Here is a 20,256-nt window from a genome sequence, read left to right on the forward strand (position 1 = left end):
GGAAATCATTTTCCCAGCCTCGTTTTTGGATGGTGAGAGATAAAAGGAGTGGATAGGGGCTAATGTCTAGTTGTTAGTACACCCGTGCGAGTATTTTTCTTGACGGATTCTTGAGAAAAGTTAGAGCGGGCAGTAAGAAATTAGCCTTCAGCTGAGAGGGTCAGCATCCAACGCAAGCGGTCCGCCCTTTTTTTTTTCGACGCCGCTGCGCGTCGCGAAAGAAGACTACATGTAGCCAATGCTTCGCATTGCCTGAATGGAATAAAAAAGAGCAGCTTACCTAAACTGTAGATGTACTATATTTTGGTTTCTACTAACTTATACAAATGTTTAAAAGAAATTTAAGGGTCATCACCCACCGCTTTCCAGAATGCCCGGTAACACCGGGCATTCCTGCGGTTCCCCCTCTTCAATGTCGCACTGCGACGTCGAAGAGGGTCTCTATTACCTCGAATGGGGTATTAGTGTGGATTTAACAGCGTTTCTATTGGACCAATTCCTGTTATCTGACTAAATACCCACCGCAAGCGGTCAGCCCTCTTATTTTCCGAAGGAAAACAAGAGGGCTGAGGGCTGGTGCAGCTATTTTTGTTTCTGCGTCAACCCGAAAAAGAAGCTGTGAAAACGATTACTCATTTTCACAGCTTCTTTTTAATTAATGTAACTTTGCGCCGGCAGGAATGTGGTTATCCACAATGAGGAGACGGAGCTTTCTTTCGCCGTTTTGTTCATATACAGCGCTCAGCAGCATACCGTTGGATTCCACACCCATCATTGCCTTCGGAGGCAGATTCGTAATGGCGATGAGGGTCTTGCCGATAAGGTCTTCCGGATTATAGTACGCTTTGATACCACTCAGGATGGTACGATCCGTACCGGTACCGTCATCCAGCGTGAACTGGAGAAGTTTCTTGGATTTAGGTACAGCAAAGCAATCCTTGACTTTGACAGCGCGGAAATCAGACTTGCTGAATGTATCGAAGTCCACGTCTTCTTTAAAGAGCGGTTCTACAGTAACGCCCGTAAAGTCGATTTTCTCTTCTACAGCAGGAGCGGTCTGTGCGGCGGGAGCTGCGGCTGCCGGAGCGGCATTCTTATTGCCGGCCGGTTCATCAAGCGGCTTCATCGTCGGGAACAGCAATACGTCTCTGATGGAAGAAGTATTGGTCAGGAACATAACGAGACGGTCGATGCCGATACCCAGACCGCCTGTAGGAGGCAGACCATGCATCAGAGCATTAATAAAGTCTTCGTCCATCATGCCTGCTTCTTCATCGCCGGCATTCCGTTCTTCTACCTGCTTTTCAAAACGCTGACGCTGGTCAATCGGGTCGTTCAGTTCGGTAAAACCATTGCAGATTTCGCGGCCGAAGATGAAGCCTTCAAAACGATCCGTAATATCCGGGTCAGCAAGGCTGCTCTTTGCGAGCGGGGAAATTTCTTTCGGATGGCCCGTGATGAAAATCGGCTGTACGAGGTTTGCTTCGACAAATTTATCAAAGAAAGCTTCCAGAATCTTGCCATACCCAAAAGTAGGCTTGTATTCTACACCGGCTTCATCAGCCATCTTACGAGCTGTTTCTACATCTTTGACGCCCGTAAAGTCCTTACCGGAATATTTCTTTACGGCTTCAATCATGCTCATACGAGGCCAGGGCGGCGTCAAGTCGATTTCCTGTCCTTCGTAAGTAATCTTCATCGTGCCCAGTACCTTTTGTGCCGTCTGAGATACGATTTTTTCCGTGATATCCATCACAGAATTCATATCACCATAGGCTTCGTACAGTTCAAGGGATGTGAATTCTGGGTTATGTTTGATATCCATGCCTTCATTGCGGAAGACACGGCCCAGTTCATAGACTCTTTCTAAACCACCGACAATCAGGCGCTTCAGGTTCAGTTCCGTAGCAATACGGAGGTACAAATCAATGTCCAGCGCATTGTGATGCGTTACGAAAGGACGAGCCGTAGCACCGCCGGAAATCGTATTCAGTACCGGCGTTTCCACTTCCAGGAAACCTTCATCGTCCAGAATCTGGCGAATGCTCTTGATAATCTGGGTACGTTTTACGAATACGTCACGTACTTCCGGATTGACAATCAGGTCAACATAACGCTGACGATAACGGATTTCTTTGTCTTTCAGGCCATGCCACTTTTCAGGCAGGGGCTTCAGGGCCTTGGAGAGGAATTCAAGTTTCTGAACACGAATGGACGGTTCGCCCATATGGGTCTTAAAAACGGTTCCTTCCACGCCAATGATGTCGCCGATGTCCATCAGTTTGATTACTTTGTAGTTTTCTTCGCCCAGTTCATCCTTGCGGACATAGAGCTGAATCTTACCGGTTTTGTCCAGTAAATCCATGAATGCGGTCTTCCCGTGACCACGGATTGCCATGACACGTCCGGCTACACGTACTACCGTACCGTCAGCTTCCATGGTATCGACGTTGTCGTGGACTTCCTTATTATGATGGGTCCATTTAAAAGCATGGCCGAAAGGCAGGATACCCATTTCTTCCAGCTTATGCATCTTGTCCATACGGACAGCCATTTGTTCGTTAATTTTTTCTGCGCCTGCTGCGTTCTTCTTATTCTCTTCCGTCATCCCCGTCACTCCTTGGCTGCTTTCTTTTTGGTGGCACTAGATGCCTTACTGATACTTACAATCTTGTAATTCAGTTCGCCAGACGGAGTTCTGACTACGCAGACAGAGCCAACTTTCTTCCCCAGAATTGCCTTTCCCACAGGAGATTCATTGGAAATACGAGGAATATCAGCCATCGGATCAGCTTCCGTCGTACCTACGACTTCATATTCATCTTCGTCGCCGGTTTCCATATCCTGAATTTTTACTTTGTTGCCCAAAGAAACAATGTCCTTATTGGCATCCGTATCCTTAATGACTTTGGCATTACGGATCATATTTTCGAGCGTCAGAATACGACCTTCTACGAAAGCCTGCTCATTCTTTGCATCGTCATACTCAGAGTTTTCGCTGATATCACCGTAAGAAATAGCGACTTTCAAACGTTCAGCAACCTGCTGTCTTTTCTCGGAACGAAGATAGTCGAGTTCATCCTCTAACTTCTTCAGACCTTCCTCGGTTAAGATAGTTTCCTTTTCAGCCATGTTTCACGACTCCTTTTATTGGCTTGAGACGAGCTCAAAATTGATAGTAAAGTCCGTATCTTTTAGATTATAGGATTAAAGGGCGTCCCTTGTCAACTGCAAGGGGAGGATAAAGGCGATTAAAGCTGCAGTGCTTTTATAAAAAGCGCTTTTAGCATATTGCATCTGGCCGCTGCTGCGGAAAGGGTTAGTGGTTGATGGTTAGTACACCCGTGTGAGTATTTTTCCTGGCGGATTTTTAAGAAAGAAATAAGCCTTCGGCAGAAAGGGGCATCACCCACAAAGCGGCGTAGAAGAAAAAACTATCCTCCCCCGCACTCGTCAGCGCTTCCTACCGTCAGTGCTGACTGCGGTTCCTCCTTTCGAAGCCGCAGAGCGGCTTGAAAGGAGGTCCTACCTAATTGGAGGTTTGGTTTGAATTTTACAGCGTTTCTATCGGACTAATTCCTGTTGTCGCACTGAGGGCGGGTGCTGCGATTTTTGCTTCCGAGAGAGGGCTGAGGACAGCGGTCGGCGGAAGGCGGAATTTATTATATATATTATGGAAAGAAATTAATATAAGGTAGTGTTAAAGAACAATAATGAAGGAAGCTATGACATATTTTTCTCCGCAAATAGTTGCTTTTTTCCCGCAACCTGATAAAATATGACTGTTTTCAGCCTTAGCTGCACGCTTTGGCCTGAGAAAACGATATGTGCTAAAGTGACGAGCACCCCTGCGTTGACATACGCCGCCGGAAACGCACCAGGTGGATGAAGGAACTTTTATATGAGCTGCAATCATGAGGCGGACAGCCCCTTCTATCCTGCATTTCCGCGGATTTTGTTTGTTCACACTTCAATTTGTGATATAATACGTCATAGTATATGTTATTTTGCCTCACAGCGTCACTTTATATTTCAGTAATAGGAGCTGACACGATGACTTTAAAAGGAAATAAGAGCTGGAAGAAGCCTTTTGGCCCCAACGGGTCGGGAAAACGGAAAAAGCTTGGCGGGATGATTCTTTCTGCCGTGCTTGCCCTGATTCTGGTTGGCTTTTTGTCCATAGCAGCTTTCTTTGCCCTGGCAAAATTCACAACTGCCAAGATTCTCTCCAAAGATATGGTTCCCATGGCTTCGTCTCAATTCTTTGATGCGAACGGTGACCTGATGACGACGGTGGATTCAGAGGAAGACAGAATTCCTGTTTCCATCGACAAGGTTCCGAAAAACCTGCAGAACGCATTCCTTGCAGCCGAAGATATCCGCTTCTATAATCACGGCGGTATCGACTTTAAGGGAATCGGGCGTGCCATTTACACGTATATCCGTTACGGCGAAGTGCAGGGCGGCAGTACGATTACCCAGCAGCTGGCCAAAAACTACTTCCTGACTCAGGAACGGACACTGACCCGTAAGATTCATGAAGCGTTCATTGCCCTTCAGATTGAACAGAAGTACACGAAGAAAGAAATCTTCGAAATGTACATGAACCAGATTTATTTTGGTCAGGGCGCTTATGGTGTAGAAACTGCAGCGAATACATATTTTGGCAAGCACGTCGAAGATCTGGATCTGGCTGAATGCGCTATGCTTGCCGGTATTCCGAAGAGCCCGAACTACTATAACCCGCTGTCCAATCCTAAGGCAGCGAAGGAAAGACAAAGTACGGTTCTCGACCAGATGGAAAAATATGGCTTTATTAGTGCAGAACAGCACAAAAAAGCCTATGAAGAGAAACTTACTTACAAGAGCCTGACGACAAATCCCGGCTCCAAGAGTTATTTCATCAATTATTGCATCCAGATTTTGATTGATAAATTTGGTCCTGACGCCGTTTACAAACAAGGCCTCAAGGTCTACACTTCCCTGGATCCGGATATGCAGAAAGCCGCTGAAAAGGCAGCTGCACTGACACCGACGTATTACACGGACAGCAATAAGCTGAAGCAGCCGCAGTCCGCAATTGTAGCGGTCGATCCGAAAACGGGTTATATCAAGGCCATGATTGGCGGCCGCGGCACTGACCAATTCAACCGTGCCGTTATGGCAGAACGTCAGCCTGGTTCTTCCTTTAAGCCGTTTGTTTATCTGAATGCGATGGAACATGGCGCAACGCCGAATTCCATCGTGGATGACTCCCCGATTCCGGGCAGTTGGAATCCTCAGAACTTTGACCGTCGTTTCCGCGGCAAGGTGACTTACCGTACGGCTCTCACCTATTCCTACAACGTTTCAGCCATCAAGGTCGCTGAGAAATATGGCTTTGAAAATGTCATTAAACTTGCCAAGAAGATGGGCATTACGACGCTGGTGGAAGATGGACCTCAGACGGATGCCAACGGGTCCATGGCCCTCGGCGGTCTGACCTACGGCGTAACGCCGCTCGAAATGGCCGGTGCCTATGGTGCCATTGCTAATATGGGCAAGTACAACAAGCCTACTCCAATCATTAAAATCGTTGACCGCAACGGCAAGACGATTTACGAGCATAAGGTAAATCCGGTTCAGGTCGCAAAAGAAAGCAGCGTCTACATGCTGATTTCCATGATGAAAGATGTTATGACGCGCGGCACCGGCCGCGGCGCCCGCATCAGTCGTCCATGCGCCGGCAAGACCGGTACGACGAGCGATTACGTAGATGCCTGGTTCGTAGGATTTACGCCGAACCTTTCCTGCGCTGTCTGGATTGGTGATGACAACAACGAATCCCTTGGCGGCATGACAGGCGGCGGCGAACCTGCTACCTTATGGCGCACGTTCATGGCGGATGCAGTAGCCGACCTGCCTGCTGAGGACTTCAAGAAGCCGGCCGGGTTCAAAGAACCTGAACGGGTTGAAGATCCAGCACCTGCTAAGAAGACCACCGATAAGAAGAAAGACGATAAAAAGAAAGATCAGAAGACCACAACCGACTCCAAGACTAATACAGGCAATTCAAAAACATCAAAGAGCAACAGCAGCAGTAAGAGCGGCGGAGCTAAAGTGGCTCCCCCACCCGTAAAGCCACCGAAACAATAATAAAAAGAGACCGTGAAGAAATTTTTCACGGTCTCTTTTTTACGCTGGTCGCTTTCCGCAGCCCGACGTCCGCCTTAGGACGCAAAATTGCAAAGGCAATTTTGCAGCTTATGTAAATTAGCTGTAGCTGCCCTCTTGTTTTTTGATAAAAAAATAAGAGGGAGGACCGCTTGCGGTGGGTGTTCAGTAATATAACAGGAATTGGTTCGATAGAAACGCTGTTAAATCCAAGCAAAACCTTCAGTCAGGGCACTAGCCCCCATCGCGACCCTCTTCGACGTCGCCTTAGTTAAGCCAAACCGTAAGGTTTGGAATTCCTCTAGGACCTCCTTTCAAGCCGCTCTGCGGCTTCGAAAGGAGACTAACTATCATATGTCAAGTGCAAAATCCTGTGAATCGGAGCCAGTATTTATCTGCCTTTGAAGCATTAATTGAGCAGGTGTTTTGTATGGGATTCCTCTCGTTTGAAGTGCATAGATTAGACGTACTAACTTTTTAACTACGTGAGAGATTGCTATATAGAAATGTTTTCCTTCGCTTAATTTCTTTGCCAAATATTCTTTGTAAGCTGGTTCATTTTGGCAGACGAATCTTGCCGCATTGAAGAGAGCATGACGTAGATATCGTGATCCTCTTTTCTCCATATGGGCACTTGGTCCTATTCCACTCCGCCGGCCTGACTGGTTCTTAGAGGGCGCAAATCCGGCATAGGCCAGTATCTTGTCGGGGGAGGAAAATCTGGAGAAATCCCCAATTTCTCCTAAAATTGCGGACCCTGTAGCAATACTAATCCCAGGGATTGTAAGTAACGGTTCTTTACGTTCCTCTAACAGTTTTTTAATTCTGGACTCAACTTTTTGAATTTGTTCGTTTTTTACCTCAATATCGTGTATTGTTTCCACTACATTAATTTCAGTAGATATATCGCTTTTGCCCAGACCTACGGAATGCCTTGCAGCGTTACGAATCTGCTCAGCCAGATCCATACTTAACCTGCCTTTGGATGTTTTGTAGATAATTTCTTTCATGTGTTTCAAATTTGCGTTCGCCATTTTCTCGGGAGTGGGATACTCCTTAAGGAGAGCGTGAGCGGTAGCAGAATCCAGGTTTATGTACTGTGGAAGTTCAGAAAAGCTAGTATCAATTATACGGGTAAGGGTTTGCTTTTTTAGAGACCGTTCATGAACCCATCCAAAGCGAGTCCTGGTTAGTGACTTCAAGACTTTATTGTGGTATTCTTGGGGTACGTAGGGCTTGAGGTCTAAATCGGACATAAGTATGCAAGCAATGAAGTGTGCGTCAATGCGATCGGTTTTAGTTTTGCGAAGGCTATGACTCTTTCTGTATTGATCCGTCAGCAGAGGATTGAGAACGCAGGTTGCTAGGCCATTGTTCAACAGGAATCTGGTGATGTTCACACTATACTCTCCGGTGGCCTCCAGCCCTGCTTTTATATTTTTTACCGATTGATTGTAGGAAAAAATTCGCTTTAGCAGGTGGTCATAACCATTCCGGGTATTGGGGATCGTGAATTCCTCGTAGTCGTCCTTATGCTCAGAATCAAGGATGCAGCAGTCGTGTTTGCTCTTAGATACATCAATTCCAACGTAGATCATAAAAAGACCTCCTCAAAGATAAAGATATGATGCTGAGTCCACAAACTCTTTGCCATGTATCCTTGTTCTATATAAACCGTCTGGCGGTATCTAACTTATTAACATCGCTGCAAAGAGCTGTGGTCGGAATCTCCATAAAACCGTTTATCGGTAGGAGGACATTAACCAATCCACAGCATCTTTTACAGTGTAGCACTTTATCCCCAAAAGGAGGTAAAGTCCTTATTCATATGATACAAGGAGAACCGCAGGAAGGCCCGATATTATCGGGCCTTCCGAAAAGCGGTGGGTGATGTCCCTTTCTGCCGAAGGCTTATTTCTTAATGCCCACTGTAATTTTTATCAAGAATCAGCTAAGAAAAATACTCGCACGATTGTACTATCCACTTGCCACTAACCACTTTTGCGCCGCCAGGCGCATTACTACTTTAATTTCGCCTCATACGCCTCCAAGTGAAGTTCTTCACCAGGAACATGAAATCCTAATCCCAAATTATCTCCGGAGTCCAGGGAATATCCACAGTCAGCCATTTCCACGACCTTGTAATGTCGTTCAAGTGCCTCTTCAAACCAGTGTATATTAAAATTATGCTCGGAAGCACCCGGATACATGGAAAGGTACTTGTGCATTGATTTTGGTGCCTTATGGAAGAAGAAATATACGCCATAAAGCCGGCAGTCCGAACGCAAATACGAGTGCATCTGGTCCAGATAGAAATTATCGTGATAGAAGCTATGCTCGTTTGATGCAAAAAAGTCCATGCTGCGGTCAATGCAGTGCTTTTTCACAGGAGGCTGCATGCTGGCGTCAGCAATGTACAAAATTGGGCACGGTACGCCCTGTTCTTCGATCACTTTTTTGTAGGCCTGAAGTGTCTCCGGAAATTTATCTACGACAATCAGGCTGTCGTTTTTATGAAGCAGGTGTAAATGGTTGTGAAGGAAAAACCAGGCTGTGACGTAGGATTCAAGCCACACATGCTCCGAGCCGCCGTCACTTGTAATTCTCTCTTCCATCCAGTGGTATGACTGTTCAAAGAGGCTCAATGTCTTCGACGGCAAATCCCGATAGAGCTCCTGAGTCGTATCCGGTTTATCATAGAGCGATGTGTTCTTATTTTTCGTTTCCAGGATGCCATTACGAATAGCGGCTTCATAGCCGCAGGCACAGGATAAATCGGCATGAAAGACGTATTTCTGGCTCATGGAAACATGATCCAGCATCAGCTCGCCCCCACAGTGCGGACAGCATAAGAGGGGCAGCATCACAAGGGGCACACCGGAATCCGCCCGTGAAAATTCCCGCTGTTCCAGTGCGGCCAGTTTATCCTGAAGAATTCGACGGGCCCGGGAGAGTTTAGCTTCTTTTGCTTTCAGGGTTTCCGCCTGCTCCCGGTAGATACTTTTCAGTTCATTGATATCTGCTTCGGTGCAAAGATTAGAGATACGTCTCAATGAAAGCAGACGGTGAATGGTTTTGAGCGGAAAATCAAGTTCCTTTAATTCCAGTATCCACTGAATATCCGCGATGGTACGCTCATCAAATATGTACTGATTATTTTTCTTTGGCGGAACGAGAAGTCCGTTATTGATATAAAAGTATAAGCTATTTACGGGAATCCCGAATTCCCGTACAACCTGACCGATTTTCATGACAGCGCTCCTTTATTGGCATTCACTATATCCCTCGCAGCTTTAATTCCCACAAAAAATAGGTGCGGTTTTTGTTCAATCCCGCTGTGAGTTCTATTATAGCTTAAAAATCTATACCATGGTATAGATTTTTAAAAATTTAACAGGTTTTCTCTCTTGACGCTGCCTGCAGTACAGTCTTTATAATATAGGCATGAAAACAAATGGAGGTCTTATCCAATGGAATATTTAAAGAAAGCAAAAGTTCGTCCTGCCGAAGAGATTGATGCCCGCCGCCAGTCTGTCGCAGATATCATTAAAAATGTCCGTGAAAAAGGTGATGAGGCCCTTCTGGCCTACAATACGAAATTCGATGGCAATACCCGTACGAATTTCCGCGTTTCCCGCGAAGAAATTGAAGCAGCCTATGCCAAGATGAAACCGGAAGAAATTGCCGATCTGAAGCAGGCTGCCGCTAACATTAAAGCTTTTGCAGAAGCGCAGCGCGGCTGCCTCAAAGGGCTTGACGATTTTTCCAACATCCCGGGTGCCGTATTAGGTCACCGCGTCATTCCTGTATCTTCCTGCCTCTGCTATGTACCGGGCGGTTCCTATCCGCTCTTTTCAACGGCCCTGATGCTCGTGATTCCGGCTAAGGTGGCCGGTGTCAAACGGGTTGCTGCCTGCTCCCCTGCCGTCAAGGGTACGACTTCTATCAACTATAAGACACTCGTTGCCATGGATATTGCCGGTGCCGACGAAATCTACGTTGTCGGCGGTGCCCAGGGCATTGCTGCCTTTACCTATGGTACCCAGCAGATCAAACCGGTCGATGTCATTGTCGGTCCGGGGAACCAGTATGTCGCCGAAGCTAAGCGGCAGTGCTACGGTCAGGTCGGCATTGATTTCTTTGCCGGTCCGACGGAAGTGGTAGCCGTCTGCGATGACAGTGCCAACCCTGAAGTGCTGGCAGCCGATATGCTGGCCCAGTCTGAACACGACGTTCTGGCAAAAGGTATCGTTGTGACTACGGACAGAAAGACCGGCCTTGACGTCATTGCAGCCGTAGATAAACAGCTGAAGACCCTGGATACAGCTAAGATTGCCGCACAGTCCTGGAATACTTACGGTGAAGTCATTCTCGCCGATAACATTGAAGAAGCCGTTGCTATTGCCAATGATATCGCTCCGGAGCACCTGGAAGTCATCCTCAAGGATGAAAGTGTCCTGCCGGAATTTGTGAACTTTGGTTCCCTCTTTATCGGTCAGGAAACGGGCGAAGTTTTTGGAGACTATGCGTCCGGTCCGAACCACACGCTGCCGACTGTCAAGGCTGCCCGTTATACCGGCGGTGTCTGGGTAGGTACATTCCTGAAGGTTTGCTCTTTCCAGCGCTACAACCGGAGTGCCATGAAGCAGATTGCTCCGCTTGTGTCCCGGATGGCTCACGGGGAGGGGCTTACTGGGCACGCCAGGGCTGCTGAGATAAGAATGGAGATTTTGAAATAAGTTGGATGTAGTATTTTGTTAAAGGCACCTGCCTCTCTCTGGTGCTTGGCTGGCCTCGCACGCATCGAGAGGCAGAGCTTTTTATAAGGAATTTCACAGAGCGATTTGCAGAATCCAGTCACATCTACTTTGTCATGCGGGCGTGTGACCCATCGAGGTACTATTTGTGTACATCTTCTGGGCCCCACGCCCGCATTTCGCGTATCTGCGACTGTCTTGCAGCAAATCTTCTGTGAAAAATAAAAAAAGAGGTGTGAGATTGGGGTATACGTTTCTGGATGGGGTGTATATCTTGTTTTTAGTTGGTTAAGAGAAGCTATCCCTCCACCGCAAAGCGGTTCTGCGGCCTTCGGCCGGATAGGAGTGGTTAGCAGCTAGTGGCGAGTGGTTAGTACACTCGTGCGGGTATTTTTTTGCTAAAATGTACCCCGAAGTGTGGACAATTCATGCGGATTTTTGAGGAAGATTGCAGCGGCAGTAAGAAATAAGCCTTCAGCAGAGAGGGTCATCCCCACAAAGCGGGGTAGAAGAAAAAACTATCCTCCCCCTCACTCGTCAGCGCTTCCTACCGTCAGTGCTGACTGCGGTTCTCCTCCTTTCAAGCCGCAGAGCGGCTTGAAAGGAGGTCCCACCTAATTGGAGGTTTAGTTTAAATTTTACAGCGCTTCTATCGGACCAATTCCTGTTATCCGACTGAACACCCACCGCAAGCGGTTCCCCCTTAACTTACTTTCCTCCACCGCAAAGCGGTCCACCCTCCTTCCTACGGACGGAGGTGGCAGAGGTATTCCAAACCTTACGGTTTGGCTTAATTAGGAAAACAAGAGGGCTAGTACATCTATTTCTTATTTTTTTCCGCGTGCGGCCTACGGTCAGCGATAATATTAAAAAAGATAGTAAAAAGAGCTTTGAAGCAAGTTGCTTCAAAGCTCTTTTTACTATTGTTTATCTGTTTTTCTTGAAGAATGCTAATGCAACTTCAGGGAAGGATGCGTAAGACAGGACGTCTTCTTCGCTGGCGTTAGGATAACCTTTGGCAGCCAGTTCAGCTCTCATCTTATCCATTTGCGGCGGAATATCATCAGCCGGTCTGTGGGTAATCGGAGCAATGACGGTCTTACCGGTCTTCAGTACGATCTGTCTACGAACAAGTTTCTTCAGGTCTTCGCTGATCGGGCCCGGAGTCTTGCCGTACTTGCCCATTACGATATCCTGTACTTCTTTAGGAATCATCTTGTAACGCTGACCCAGCATAACGTTCATGGAAGCCATGGTACCTACAATCTGGGAAGAAGGCGTTACCAGCGGAGGATAACCGAGGTCTGCACGAACTCTCGGTACTTCCTTCAGTACTTCGTCGTACTTATCAGCCATACCCATATCGGTCAGCTGCTTCAGCATGTTGGAGAGCATGCCGCCAGGAATCTGGAAGCTCAGGACTTTCGGGTTGATGCCGATGTTGTCCGGAAGGTTGAACGTCTTGACAAGGTCGGCGCGAACTTTCTTGAAGTGGTCGGCAATCGGCCCCAGTTTTTTCAGGTCGATCTGCGGATCTCTGTCAGTACCCTTCAGGGTATAAACGATGGATTCAGTGCAGGGATGGCTCGTGCTTTCTGCAAAAGGAGAAATAGCCGTATCTACAATATCAACACCGGCTTCGATAGATTTCAGAATGGTCATGGCACCCATACCGCTCGTGCAGTGAGAGTGTACGTTGATAGGAATATGAATTTCTTTCTTCAGTGCGCTGACGAGGTTATAGGCAGCGTACGGAGCCAGCAGTCCGGACATATCTTTGATACAGATGGAATCAGCACCCATATCTTCCAGCTGGTGTGCCAGATGCACGAAATCGGAATCTTTGTGGTACGGGCTGATTGTATACACCAGTGTGCCCTGCGCATGTGCACCGGCTGCTTTCGTGGCTTTCATAGCGCATTCAATGTTGCGGACATCGTTGAAAGCATCGAAGATACGAATGATATCAATACCGTTAGCAACACTGCGTTTTACAAATTCAGTAACTACATCGTCGGCATAGTGGTTATAACCTAGAATGTTCTGGCCGCGCAGCAGCATCTGCAGCTTGGTCTTCTTTACATGTTTACGAATCGTGCGGAGACGTTCCCACGGGTCTTCGTTCAGAAAACGAAGGCACGTATCAAACGTAGCACCGCCCCAGGCTTCCAATGCATAGAAGCCGCATTCATCTAACTGTTCCAATACAGGAAGCATATCGGTGATACGCATTCTCGTCGCGCAGAGGGACTGATGTCCATCGCGGAGAACCGTTTCTACAATCTTAACTGGATTACTCATCTTTTACCTCCTCCAAGATTTCAACCCTAACTACTTTCCATTATTTCAACTTACTCTACTTCATTCTTAACGATATGGATATTATATCATACCCTTTATGGATAAGGGAATATAAGATTCCTAATAGTTCACTTAAGACTTTATTTATCTTATATCCATAGAAATAGCTAAAGAAATAAGGGCCTGTCACAGTCTTAAGAAGCCGAAAAGCTTCTGTTTTATGTGCTTTGCGACAAATGAAGACCAAAAAGCTGGACTGTCAGCCGTCAAAAGACCCGATTAAATAGTACACACTAATTCACCTATTATTCTGCATATTTGGCCGAATATTAATTTTATTAACCGGTTTTATAAATAATTTTAATTTCTTGAATATTGAGTATCTTTTTTGCTTAAATCACCTTTTCGCGTGTTACAATAGGAACGTATTTTTCTAAAGGAAGCGATTATTATGAAATCATCAGGTTAATTAATTTTTACATTAATACATTACGAATCATCATTACCGTTTCTGAATTCTTTTTATGGTTCAGCCAATCCGGCATGAACTGTTCCTGCAATCATATATAAAATGAAACGGTACAAACATTCACAAAGGGGTCACTATTATGACTGCAACTGCTCAAAAAAATTCCACCCTGCAAAACTACAAGGGGCCGATTATTCTGATTATATTCTGCATTTTGGGTGCTATTTTGGGCCTTGTCCTCGGTGATAAGGCTGCTGTTCTCAAACCAATCGGTCAGATTTTCCTGAATTTGTTGTTCTGCCTGATTGTGCCGCTTATTTTCTTCTCCATTGCCGGGTCTATCGCCAACATGAAAGATACGGGCAAAGTAGGTAAGATGATTGGTTATACGTTGATTATCTTTATTATCACGGCGACGCTTTCTGCCCTTCTTATTCTCCTTGTCACGCGTTTTACCGGAGTACCGACGAGCTTTACGGCATCCAAGCCCGCGCAAATGGGCAAAGTTCTCCCCATCGGTGACCAGATTGTCAATACACTTACCGTGGGCGATTTTCCTCAGCTCATTTCCCGGATGCACGTACTGCCGTTGATTATCCTCACGATTTTCTTCGGACTCTGCGTCTCCATGATCGGTGACAAGGCTAAACCGGTGATAGATTGGCTCAATTCCATGACACTGGTCTGCTATAAGATGGTCAATATCCTTATGAAGGCGGCTCCGATTGGCCTGGGCGCCTACTTTGCCGATCTGACCGGTACGTATGGCATTGCTCTTTTGAAAACGTACGGCAGCGCCATGATTGTTTTCTATGCCGTCGTTTTCTTCTATTTCTTTGTGTTCCTCGGTTTCTACGCCTATCTTGCCGCCGGCACGTGGGGCGTGAAGAATTTCTTTAAAGTCATCCTGGCACCTGCCCTGACGGCTCTGGGTACGCGTTCTTCTGCCGCTACCATTCCGCTGCAGCTTGAAGCCTGCGATAAATTAGGTGTCCCGAAAGAAATCTCCTCCGTCGTCATTGCTATGGGCGCTACCTGCCACATGGATGGTGCCTGCATTGCAATGGTCTACGCAGAAGTCCTTGCAACGACTATTTTTGGACGTCCTCTCGTCGGCATGGAATACCTGCTGGCTATTTTCGTCGGTGTTACTTCTTCTGTAGCTACCTCGTCCATCCCGGGCGGCGGTGCGGCCGGCGAAACGATGATCATGTCTGTCTTCCACCTGCCGGAACCGGCGTTCCCGATTTTGCTGATGGTTATTGAACTGTTTGACCCAGGCTGCACGCTGCTGAATTCCTGCGGCGACACAGTTGTTTCTATGATGATTTCACGCATTTTCTATGGGAAGGATTGGTATAAAAAGAATCAGGCAGTGAATAGCGCCCCTGACGCGGCGCTGTGACGCTGTGGCTGACTTCGTCAGCTGATGGCCTGCGGCGGCGTAATATAAGCTTTATCTGCGGGAGCAAATGGGCTACAATTAATTCAGTCGATACAATAAATACTCTGGAGGCTGCTCATGAAAGTTAATGCGGATTATGTACTTAAAGAACCGGATTACGGCGCTGCACCGCTGCCGGACGATCTTGATTTAATTCTTGATGTGAATGGCGATAAAGTGGTTGGGGAAATTTATCTGCCTTCCGGCATCTACGAGGCACCCCACCCCTGTGTAATCGTCTGCCACGGCATTCCGGGCACAAACTGCAATGACGATATTTGTCAGAGTCTGCGGCGCATGGGATGCGTTGTAATCCGGCTCTATCACCGAGGAGCCTGGGGCAGCAGCGGTACGTATTCCTTTTCGCACTGCATGGAAGATGCTAAAGCAGCCGCCCATTGGGCACACGATACGGTAGCCGCACAGTATGGCATTGATACGGAGCGCATCTTCCTTCTGGGCCATTCCAACGGCGGCAATACGGTACTTAATATAACACCTTCCCTCCCCTTCATTCGGGGCACGATGGTCTATTCTCCTTTTGATCACAAAACCGGTCTGGAACTTCTGAAACCGGATGGACTCATGGAAATGTTCAAAGAATGCAGCGGTGTCTTGCACCTTGAGAGCCTCGAAGCACTCTATGAGGACAGCGTCACGCATTGTGAGAATTGGTCCTTCCCAGGCCTTGCCAAACAGCTTCAGCAGCGGAATTTGCTCCTTATCGGCGGGCTCAAAGATACGGTAGCCCCTCCCGATAAGATGGTCGATCCCCTTTGGGAAGCGCTGCAAAAGCGCTCTTCTTCCGCTTGTCATGAACGGGTCATGATTGATTCCAATCATTCTATGAATACGGCCCGTCTAAAGCTGATACAGGTTATCGGGGAGTTTGTAGAGAAGATTTGTAAAATGCAGTAGACAAAACTGGTTTGAGCAGCAATTGTCCTGTGCCGATTTGCACAAGCAGATGCGGTCATTGTCTCAAAATTGCACTGAGGTGATGACCGCTTTTATCTCTTGCATTACTTGAATGGAAATGCCAGGTTATCCTGATTACTTTTACTTATCCGTGATAAAATAGTAAAAAATATATCGGTTGAAAGGAGATTGCCATGGACTTCCGCGAATTGCAATATGTCGTAACCGTAGCTGACTGCCAAAGCATTACAGCTGCATCTAAAAAGCTTTACATTTCCCAGCCTTCCCTGAGCTACGCACTGAACCAAATAGAAAAGGAAGTCGGCGTCAGGTTGTTTGACCGTTCCCATCAGCCTATCTCCCTGACCGAAGCGGGTCGGCTCTACGTCCGGACGGCACGGACCATTCTCAGGGAAAAAACAGAGCTCAAAAACCGAATCAGCGACCTGAAAGAAGGATCTTACGGACAAATCAACTTAGGTATCCCTTCAGGGCGTTCCGGCTATATGATTCCGCCTATTATCAATCAATTCCGCAATGCATTTCCCAATGCTGAATTTCTCCTTCAGGAAGGCAGCGCCGAGGAACTGATGGAGCTTTTGAATACGGGGAAAATTTCTTTTATGATTGCTCCCTGGCCCCAGAAAGACATTCCCTTCCAAATCAAACAAGAGATTATTTTCAATGAGCCCGTTTACCTGGTTGCGGCTAAAGATGCGTTTAAGGACGATCAATTTACTGATAAGGAACGCCGTATTATAGATTTGAAAAAAATCTCTACAATGCCTTATATCGGGCTGAAAAAAGGGCATTCCATCCATCGCCTTGCCGAAGCAATCTTTAACTCGGCAAAAATCAGGCCTACATTGCTCCTGGAGGTCGAAAACAGTTATGACGCTGTGCTGCTCGCTTCCTGCGGACTCGGATATACTTTTGTTGCAGAGCGAACGAAAATCATTCTGGGAGACCACTACAAAGATTACTTTTACAACTATTCGGAAACGCCGGTAACCTTCCCGATCTGTGCCATGTATAAGGAAGGAAGTTATCTGAATAAGGCGGAGAGAGCGTTTATTGATATGATGAAGGTGCATTTTGGGAAGTAAAGGCAAATTATAAAGGCACCTGCCTCTCTCTGGTGCTCGGCTGGCCTCGCACGCATCGAGAGGCAGAGCTTTTTATAAGGAATTTCACAGAGCGATTTGCAGAATCCAGTCACATCTACTTTGTCATGCGGGCGTGTGACCCATCGAGGTACTATTTGTGTACATCTTCTGGGCCCCACGCCCGCATTCCGCGTATCTTCGACTGTCTTGCAGCAAATCTTCTGTGAAAAATGAAAAAAGAGGTGCAAGATTGAGATATACGTTTCTAATAGGGCCGTTTATCTTATTTTTTGGGGTTAAAACATTCTATACTCCATCGCAAGCGATTCTCCTCCTTTCGACGCCGCACAGCGGCGTGAAAGAAGGTGCAACGTAGCCAATGCTTCGCATTGCCTGAATGAAATTAAAACAACAGATGATATTTAGTGAAGTTTTGCTACAGTTTTGTTTCTACTGACCGATACAGAAATTAAAAGAATATTAAGGGTCATCACCCATCGCTTTCCGGCAGGGCCGATGGCCATCGGTCCTGACTGCGGTTCTCCTTCTCTTACCTTCCTCCCCCACTTCGTAGTCCGCCCTCCTTCCTAAAGGACGAAAAAGAAGCTATCCTCCACCCAGAGGAATTCCAAACCTTACGGTTTGGCTTAATAAAAAATACCCTCCTTGCTGATTGATCCAGCAAGGAGGGTATTTTTGTGAAGAGCGACGAACCCTTCAGCCTTAGGGAATGGATGTTCAATTAACGGCGGGCGCGATTGAAGTTAATCAAGCAGCCGGCCTTGATGATTTCTTTTTCTTCACCGTTCAGGGGTTTGATGTAGAGTTCCATCGGAACGGCTTCATTCTTACGGATGACGTAAGCACGAATGGCCTGCATATCACCGTTTAAGGCTTCACGGATAGCGGGTACGTAGATGAGGTCACCGACTTCGAAGGGGATTTTTTCATCTTTCAGATGGAAAGGAAGCATGCCCCAGTTGATGACGTTGGAACGATACCGCTTCGTAGCGTAATCACGAACAATGTTGGCCAGGGCGCCAATCACGCGCTGGCAGCTGGCAGCCTGTTCACGAGCACTGCCGTCACCCGGTTTATTGGCATAAATGGTAGAACCAATTTCGGTATTTGTAAGGTCAGCCTTTTCCTGACCGGGCAGTGTATGAATGGTCTTGAAGGCATCAGCCAGTTCCTGGTTGGAAGCGAGCAGATTTTCACCCTTTTCACGGGCGATTTCCACTTCCTTCACAGCCTTGGTGCGGCCAACGTATTCCGGATCGCGGCGGCTCAGGGTAAATTCAGCAAGGCCCAGCGGATTGGAACGGAAAGAAGAGGTTTCACCGGAAGGAATCAGTTCATCCGTCGTAGTTACAGGGTCTTCAATCTTGGAGCAAACCTTGAGCAGGATATTTTCGCCCAGCTTCGGCAGTTCCGGCCAGTCTTTGATGTTCGGGCCAAAGAAGAGTTTTTCATCAGGTTCAGCCTTGCCAAAACCGTTGTAAACACGGGATTCATACGGTTTCTCATCGAAATGATATGCCGGTACATTGCCGAATACATCTGCAAATTCTTCAGCGGAAGTCAGAATACCGTTATTAGCGGCGGTTGCCGCAATACTTCTGGCATCCATCAGGGCTACAGCGGCCATCTGGCCCTTACCCGGCTTGCTGCCTTCGCGGTTCGGGAAATTGCGGGTCGTATGACGAATGGAGAAGCCGTTGTGGTTCGGCGTATCACCGGCGCCGAAGCAAGGTCCGCAGAATGCTGTCTTAATGACAGCGCCGGCTGCCATCAGATCGGTCAGGAAGCCTTTCTTGGCAAGATCCATATAGACAGGCATGGAAGAAGGATAAACGTTCAGTGTAAATTCACCGGCACCGATGGTCTTGCCGCGCAGCAGGTTAGCAGCTTCCACTACGTTCACATAGTTACCGCCGGCACAGCCGCCGATGACGCCTTGCTGAACCTGGAACTTACCATCCTTGACTTTATCGAGCAGCGTGTAAGGAGCACGGCCCTGGCTGACTTTGGCAGCGGCCTTTTCCGTTTCACGCAGGATATCCATCATATTGGCTTTGAATTCATCAATTTCATAGGCGTTAGAAGGATGGAACGGCATAGCAATCATCGGTTTGATGGTAGAAAGGTCAATATAGACACAACCATCATAGTAAGCAACGGCTTCCGGATCCAGCTTCTTGTAAGCATCCTCACGGCCATGTTCCTTCAGGAATGCGTGCGTATCTTCATCCGTTCTCCAGATGGAGGACAGGCAGGTTGTTTCAGTCGTCATGACATCCACGGCATTGCGGTAGTCCGTCGTCATGGAAGCAACGCCCGGGCCGACAAATTCCATGACTTTGTTCTTCACATAGCCGTTCTTGTAAACGGCACGACAGATAGCCAGGGCAATGTCATGCGGTCCTACCCAAGGCTGCGGTTTACCGGTCAGATATACGGCTACGACGCCGGGATACGGGTTGTCCCAGGTATCGCCAAGAATCTGCTTATCCAGTTCACCGCCGCCTTCGCCTACAGCCATCGTACCCAGGGCACCGTAACGGGTATGGGAATCAGAACCCAGGATCATGCGGCCGCAGCCGGCGTACATTTCACGCATATACTGGTGGATGACGGCCATATGAGGCGGAACAAAGATACCGCCGTATTTCTTGGCAGCCGTCAGACCAAACATGTGGTCATCTTCGTTGATGGTACCGCCGACAGCGCAGAGAGAGTTGTGGCAGCAGGTCAGTACATACGGCAGCGGAAATTTTTTCATGCCGGATGCACGGGCGGTTTGAATGATACCGACGTAGGTAATATCATGACTTGTCAGAGCATCAAATTTAATTTTCAGCTGGTCCATGGAATCATTTTGATTGTGATTCTTCAGGATGCGGTAAGCAATGGTCCCTTTTTTTGCTTCTTCCTTAGAAATTTTTCTGCCGGCCTTTGCTTCTGCCTTAGCCACGTCTTCTTCGGGGATGATTTCCTGACCATTCAGCAGATAAGCACCGTGTTCAAATAACTGAATCATTTTAGTCTCCCTTTCCTCTCTGTTTAACGACCACCAACCTAAATCCGGATTGGTAAGCCCATACTCTA

The 20,256-nt window shown here is 47.4% G+C and carries 12 protein-coding genes and 1 pseudogene; 5 read left to right on the plus strand and 8 right to left on the minus strand.

Annotated elements, in window-relative coordinates; genetic code table 11:
• Nucleotides 1–655: 655 nt before the first annotated feature.
• From LKE33_10160 to LKE33_10175, 4 genes and pseudogenes are all read right to left on the minus strand, one after another.
• Nucleotides 656–1,126, minus strand: coding sequence for a methionine--tRNA ligase subunit beta (locus LKE33_10160; protein MCH3951282.1), 471 nt, complete (start codon nt 1,124–1,126; stop codon nt 656–658).
• Nucleotides 1,121–2,608 (minus strand): annotated as a pseudogene (gene lysS, locus LKE33_10165) (lysine--tRNA ligase). Before lysS ends, LKE33_10160 begins: the two are co-directional and overlap by 6 nt.
• Before the next feature lie 5 nt (nt 2,609–2,613).
• Complete coding sequence (gene greA / locus LKE33_10170; protein ID MCH3951283.1) at nt 2,614–3,132, minus strand: transcription elongation factor GreA; 519 nt, start codon at nt 3,130–3,132, stop codon at nt 2,614–2,616.
• Between the two features lie 568 nt (nt 3,133–3,700).
• Complete coding sequence (locus LKE33_10175; GenBank protein ID MCH3951284.1) at nt 3,701–3,916, minus strand: hypothetical protein; 216 nt, start codon at nt 3,914–3,916, stop codon at nt 3,701–3,703.
• A gap of 137 nt (nt 3,917–4,053) precedes the next feature.
• Between LKE33_10175 and LKE33_10180 the strand changes: the two genes are divergently transcribed.
• Nucleotides 4,054–6,135, plus strand: a complete 2,082-nt coding sequence (locus LKE33_10180) for a penicillin-binding protein 1A (protein MCH3951285.1) — start codon at nt 4,054–4,056, stop codon at nt 6,133–6,135.
• A gap of 368 nt (nt 6,136–6,503) precedes the next feature.
• Here LKE33_10180 and LKE33_10185 read toward each other — a convergent pair whose 3' ends face one another.
• Both LKE33_10185 and LKE33_10190 read right to left on the minus strand, forming a co-directional pair.
• Nucleotides 6,504–7,751: an IS110 family transposase gene (locus LKE33_10185; protein MCH3951286.1), complete on the minus strand. Its 1,248-nt coding sequence runs from the start codon at nt 7,749–7,751 to the stop codon at nt 6,504–6,506.
• 423 nt (nt 7,752–8,174) lie between these two features.
• Nucleotides 8,175–9,404: a MerR family transcriptional regulator gene (locus LKE33_10190; protein ID MCH3951287.1), complete on the minus strand. Its 1,230-nt coding sequence runs from the start codon at nt 9,402–9,404 to the stop codon at nt 8,175–8,177.
• A 219-nt stretch (nt 9,405–9,623) separates the two neighbouring features.
• On the opposite strand from LKE33_10190, the gene hisD reads away from it, so the two are divergent.
• Nucleotides 9,624–10,892, plus strand: coding sequence for a histidinol dehydrogenase (gene hisD / locus LKE33_10195; protein ID MCH3951288.1), 1,269 nt, complete (start codon nt 9,624–9,626; stop codon nt 10,890–10,892).
• A gap of 945 nt (nt 10,893–11,837) precedes the next feature.
• Here the strand turns inward: hisD and LKE33_10200 are convergent.
• Nucleotides 11,838–13,211, minus strand: coding sequence for a pyruvate carboxylase subunit B (locus LKE33_10200; protein MCH3951289.1), 1,374 nt, complete (start codon nt 13,209–13,211; stop codon nt 11,838–11,840).
• 608 nt (nt 13,212–13,819) lie between these two features.
• Here LKE33_10200 and LKE33_10205 point away from each other — a divergent pair.
• The 3 genes from LKE33_10205 to LKE33_10215 all read left to right on the plus strand — a co-directional run bounded on the left by LKE33_10205 (nt 13,820) and on the right by LKE33_10215 (nt 17,148).
• The gene (locus LKE33_10205) at nt 13,820–15,085 is read left to right on the plus strand and encodes a dicarboxylate/amino acid:cation symporter (protein MCH3951290.1); all 1,266 of its coding nucleotides are present in this window, start codon (nt 13,820–13,822) and stop codon (nt 15,083–15,085) included.
• A 117-nt stretch (nt 15,086–15,202) separates the two neighbouring features.
• Nucleotides 15,203–16,042, plus strand: coding sequence for a prolyl oligopeptidase family serine peptidase (locus LKE33_10210; protein MCH3951291.1), 840 nt, complete (start codon nt 15,203–15,205; stop codon nt 16,040–16,042).
• A gap of 194 nt (nt 16,043–16,236) precedes the next feature.
• Nucleotides 16,237–17,148, plus strand: coding sequence for a LysR family transcriptional regulator (locus LKE33_10215; GenBank protein MCH3951292.1), 912 nt, complete (start codon nt 16,237–16,239; stop codon nt 17,146–17,148).
• Nucleotides 17,149–17,890: 742 nt separating this feature from the next.
• Here LKE33_10215 and LKE33_10220 read toward each other — a convergent pair.
• The gene (locus tag LKE33_10220; protein ID MCH3951293.1) at nt 17,891–20,188 is read right to left on the minus strand and encodes a hydratase; all 2,298 of its coding nucleotides are present in this window, start codon (nt 20,186–20,188) and stop codon (nt 17,891–17,893) included.
• Between the last annotated feature and the right edge of the window lie 68 nt (nt 20,189–20,256).

It is taken from the genome of Acidaminococcus sp., from assembly GCA_022482815.1.
Lineage (GTDB): Bacteria > Bacillota > Negativicutes > Acidaminococcales > Acidaminococcaceae > Acidaminococcus.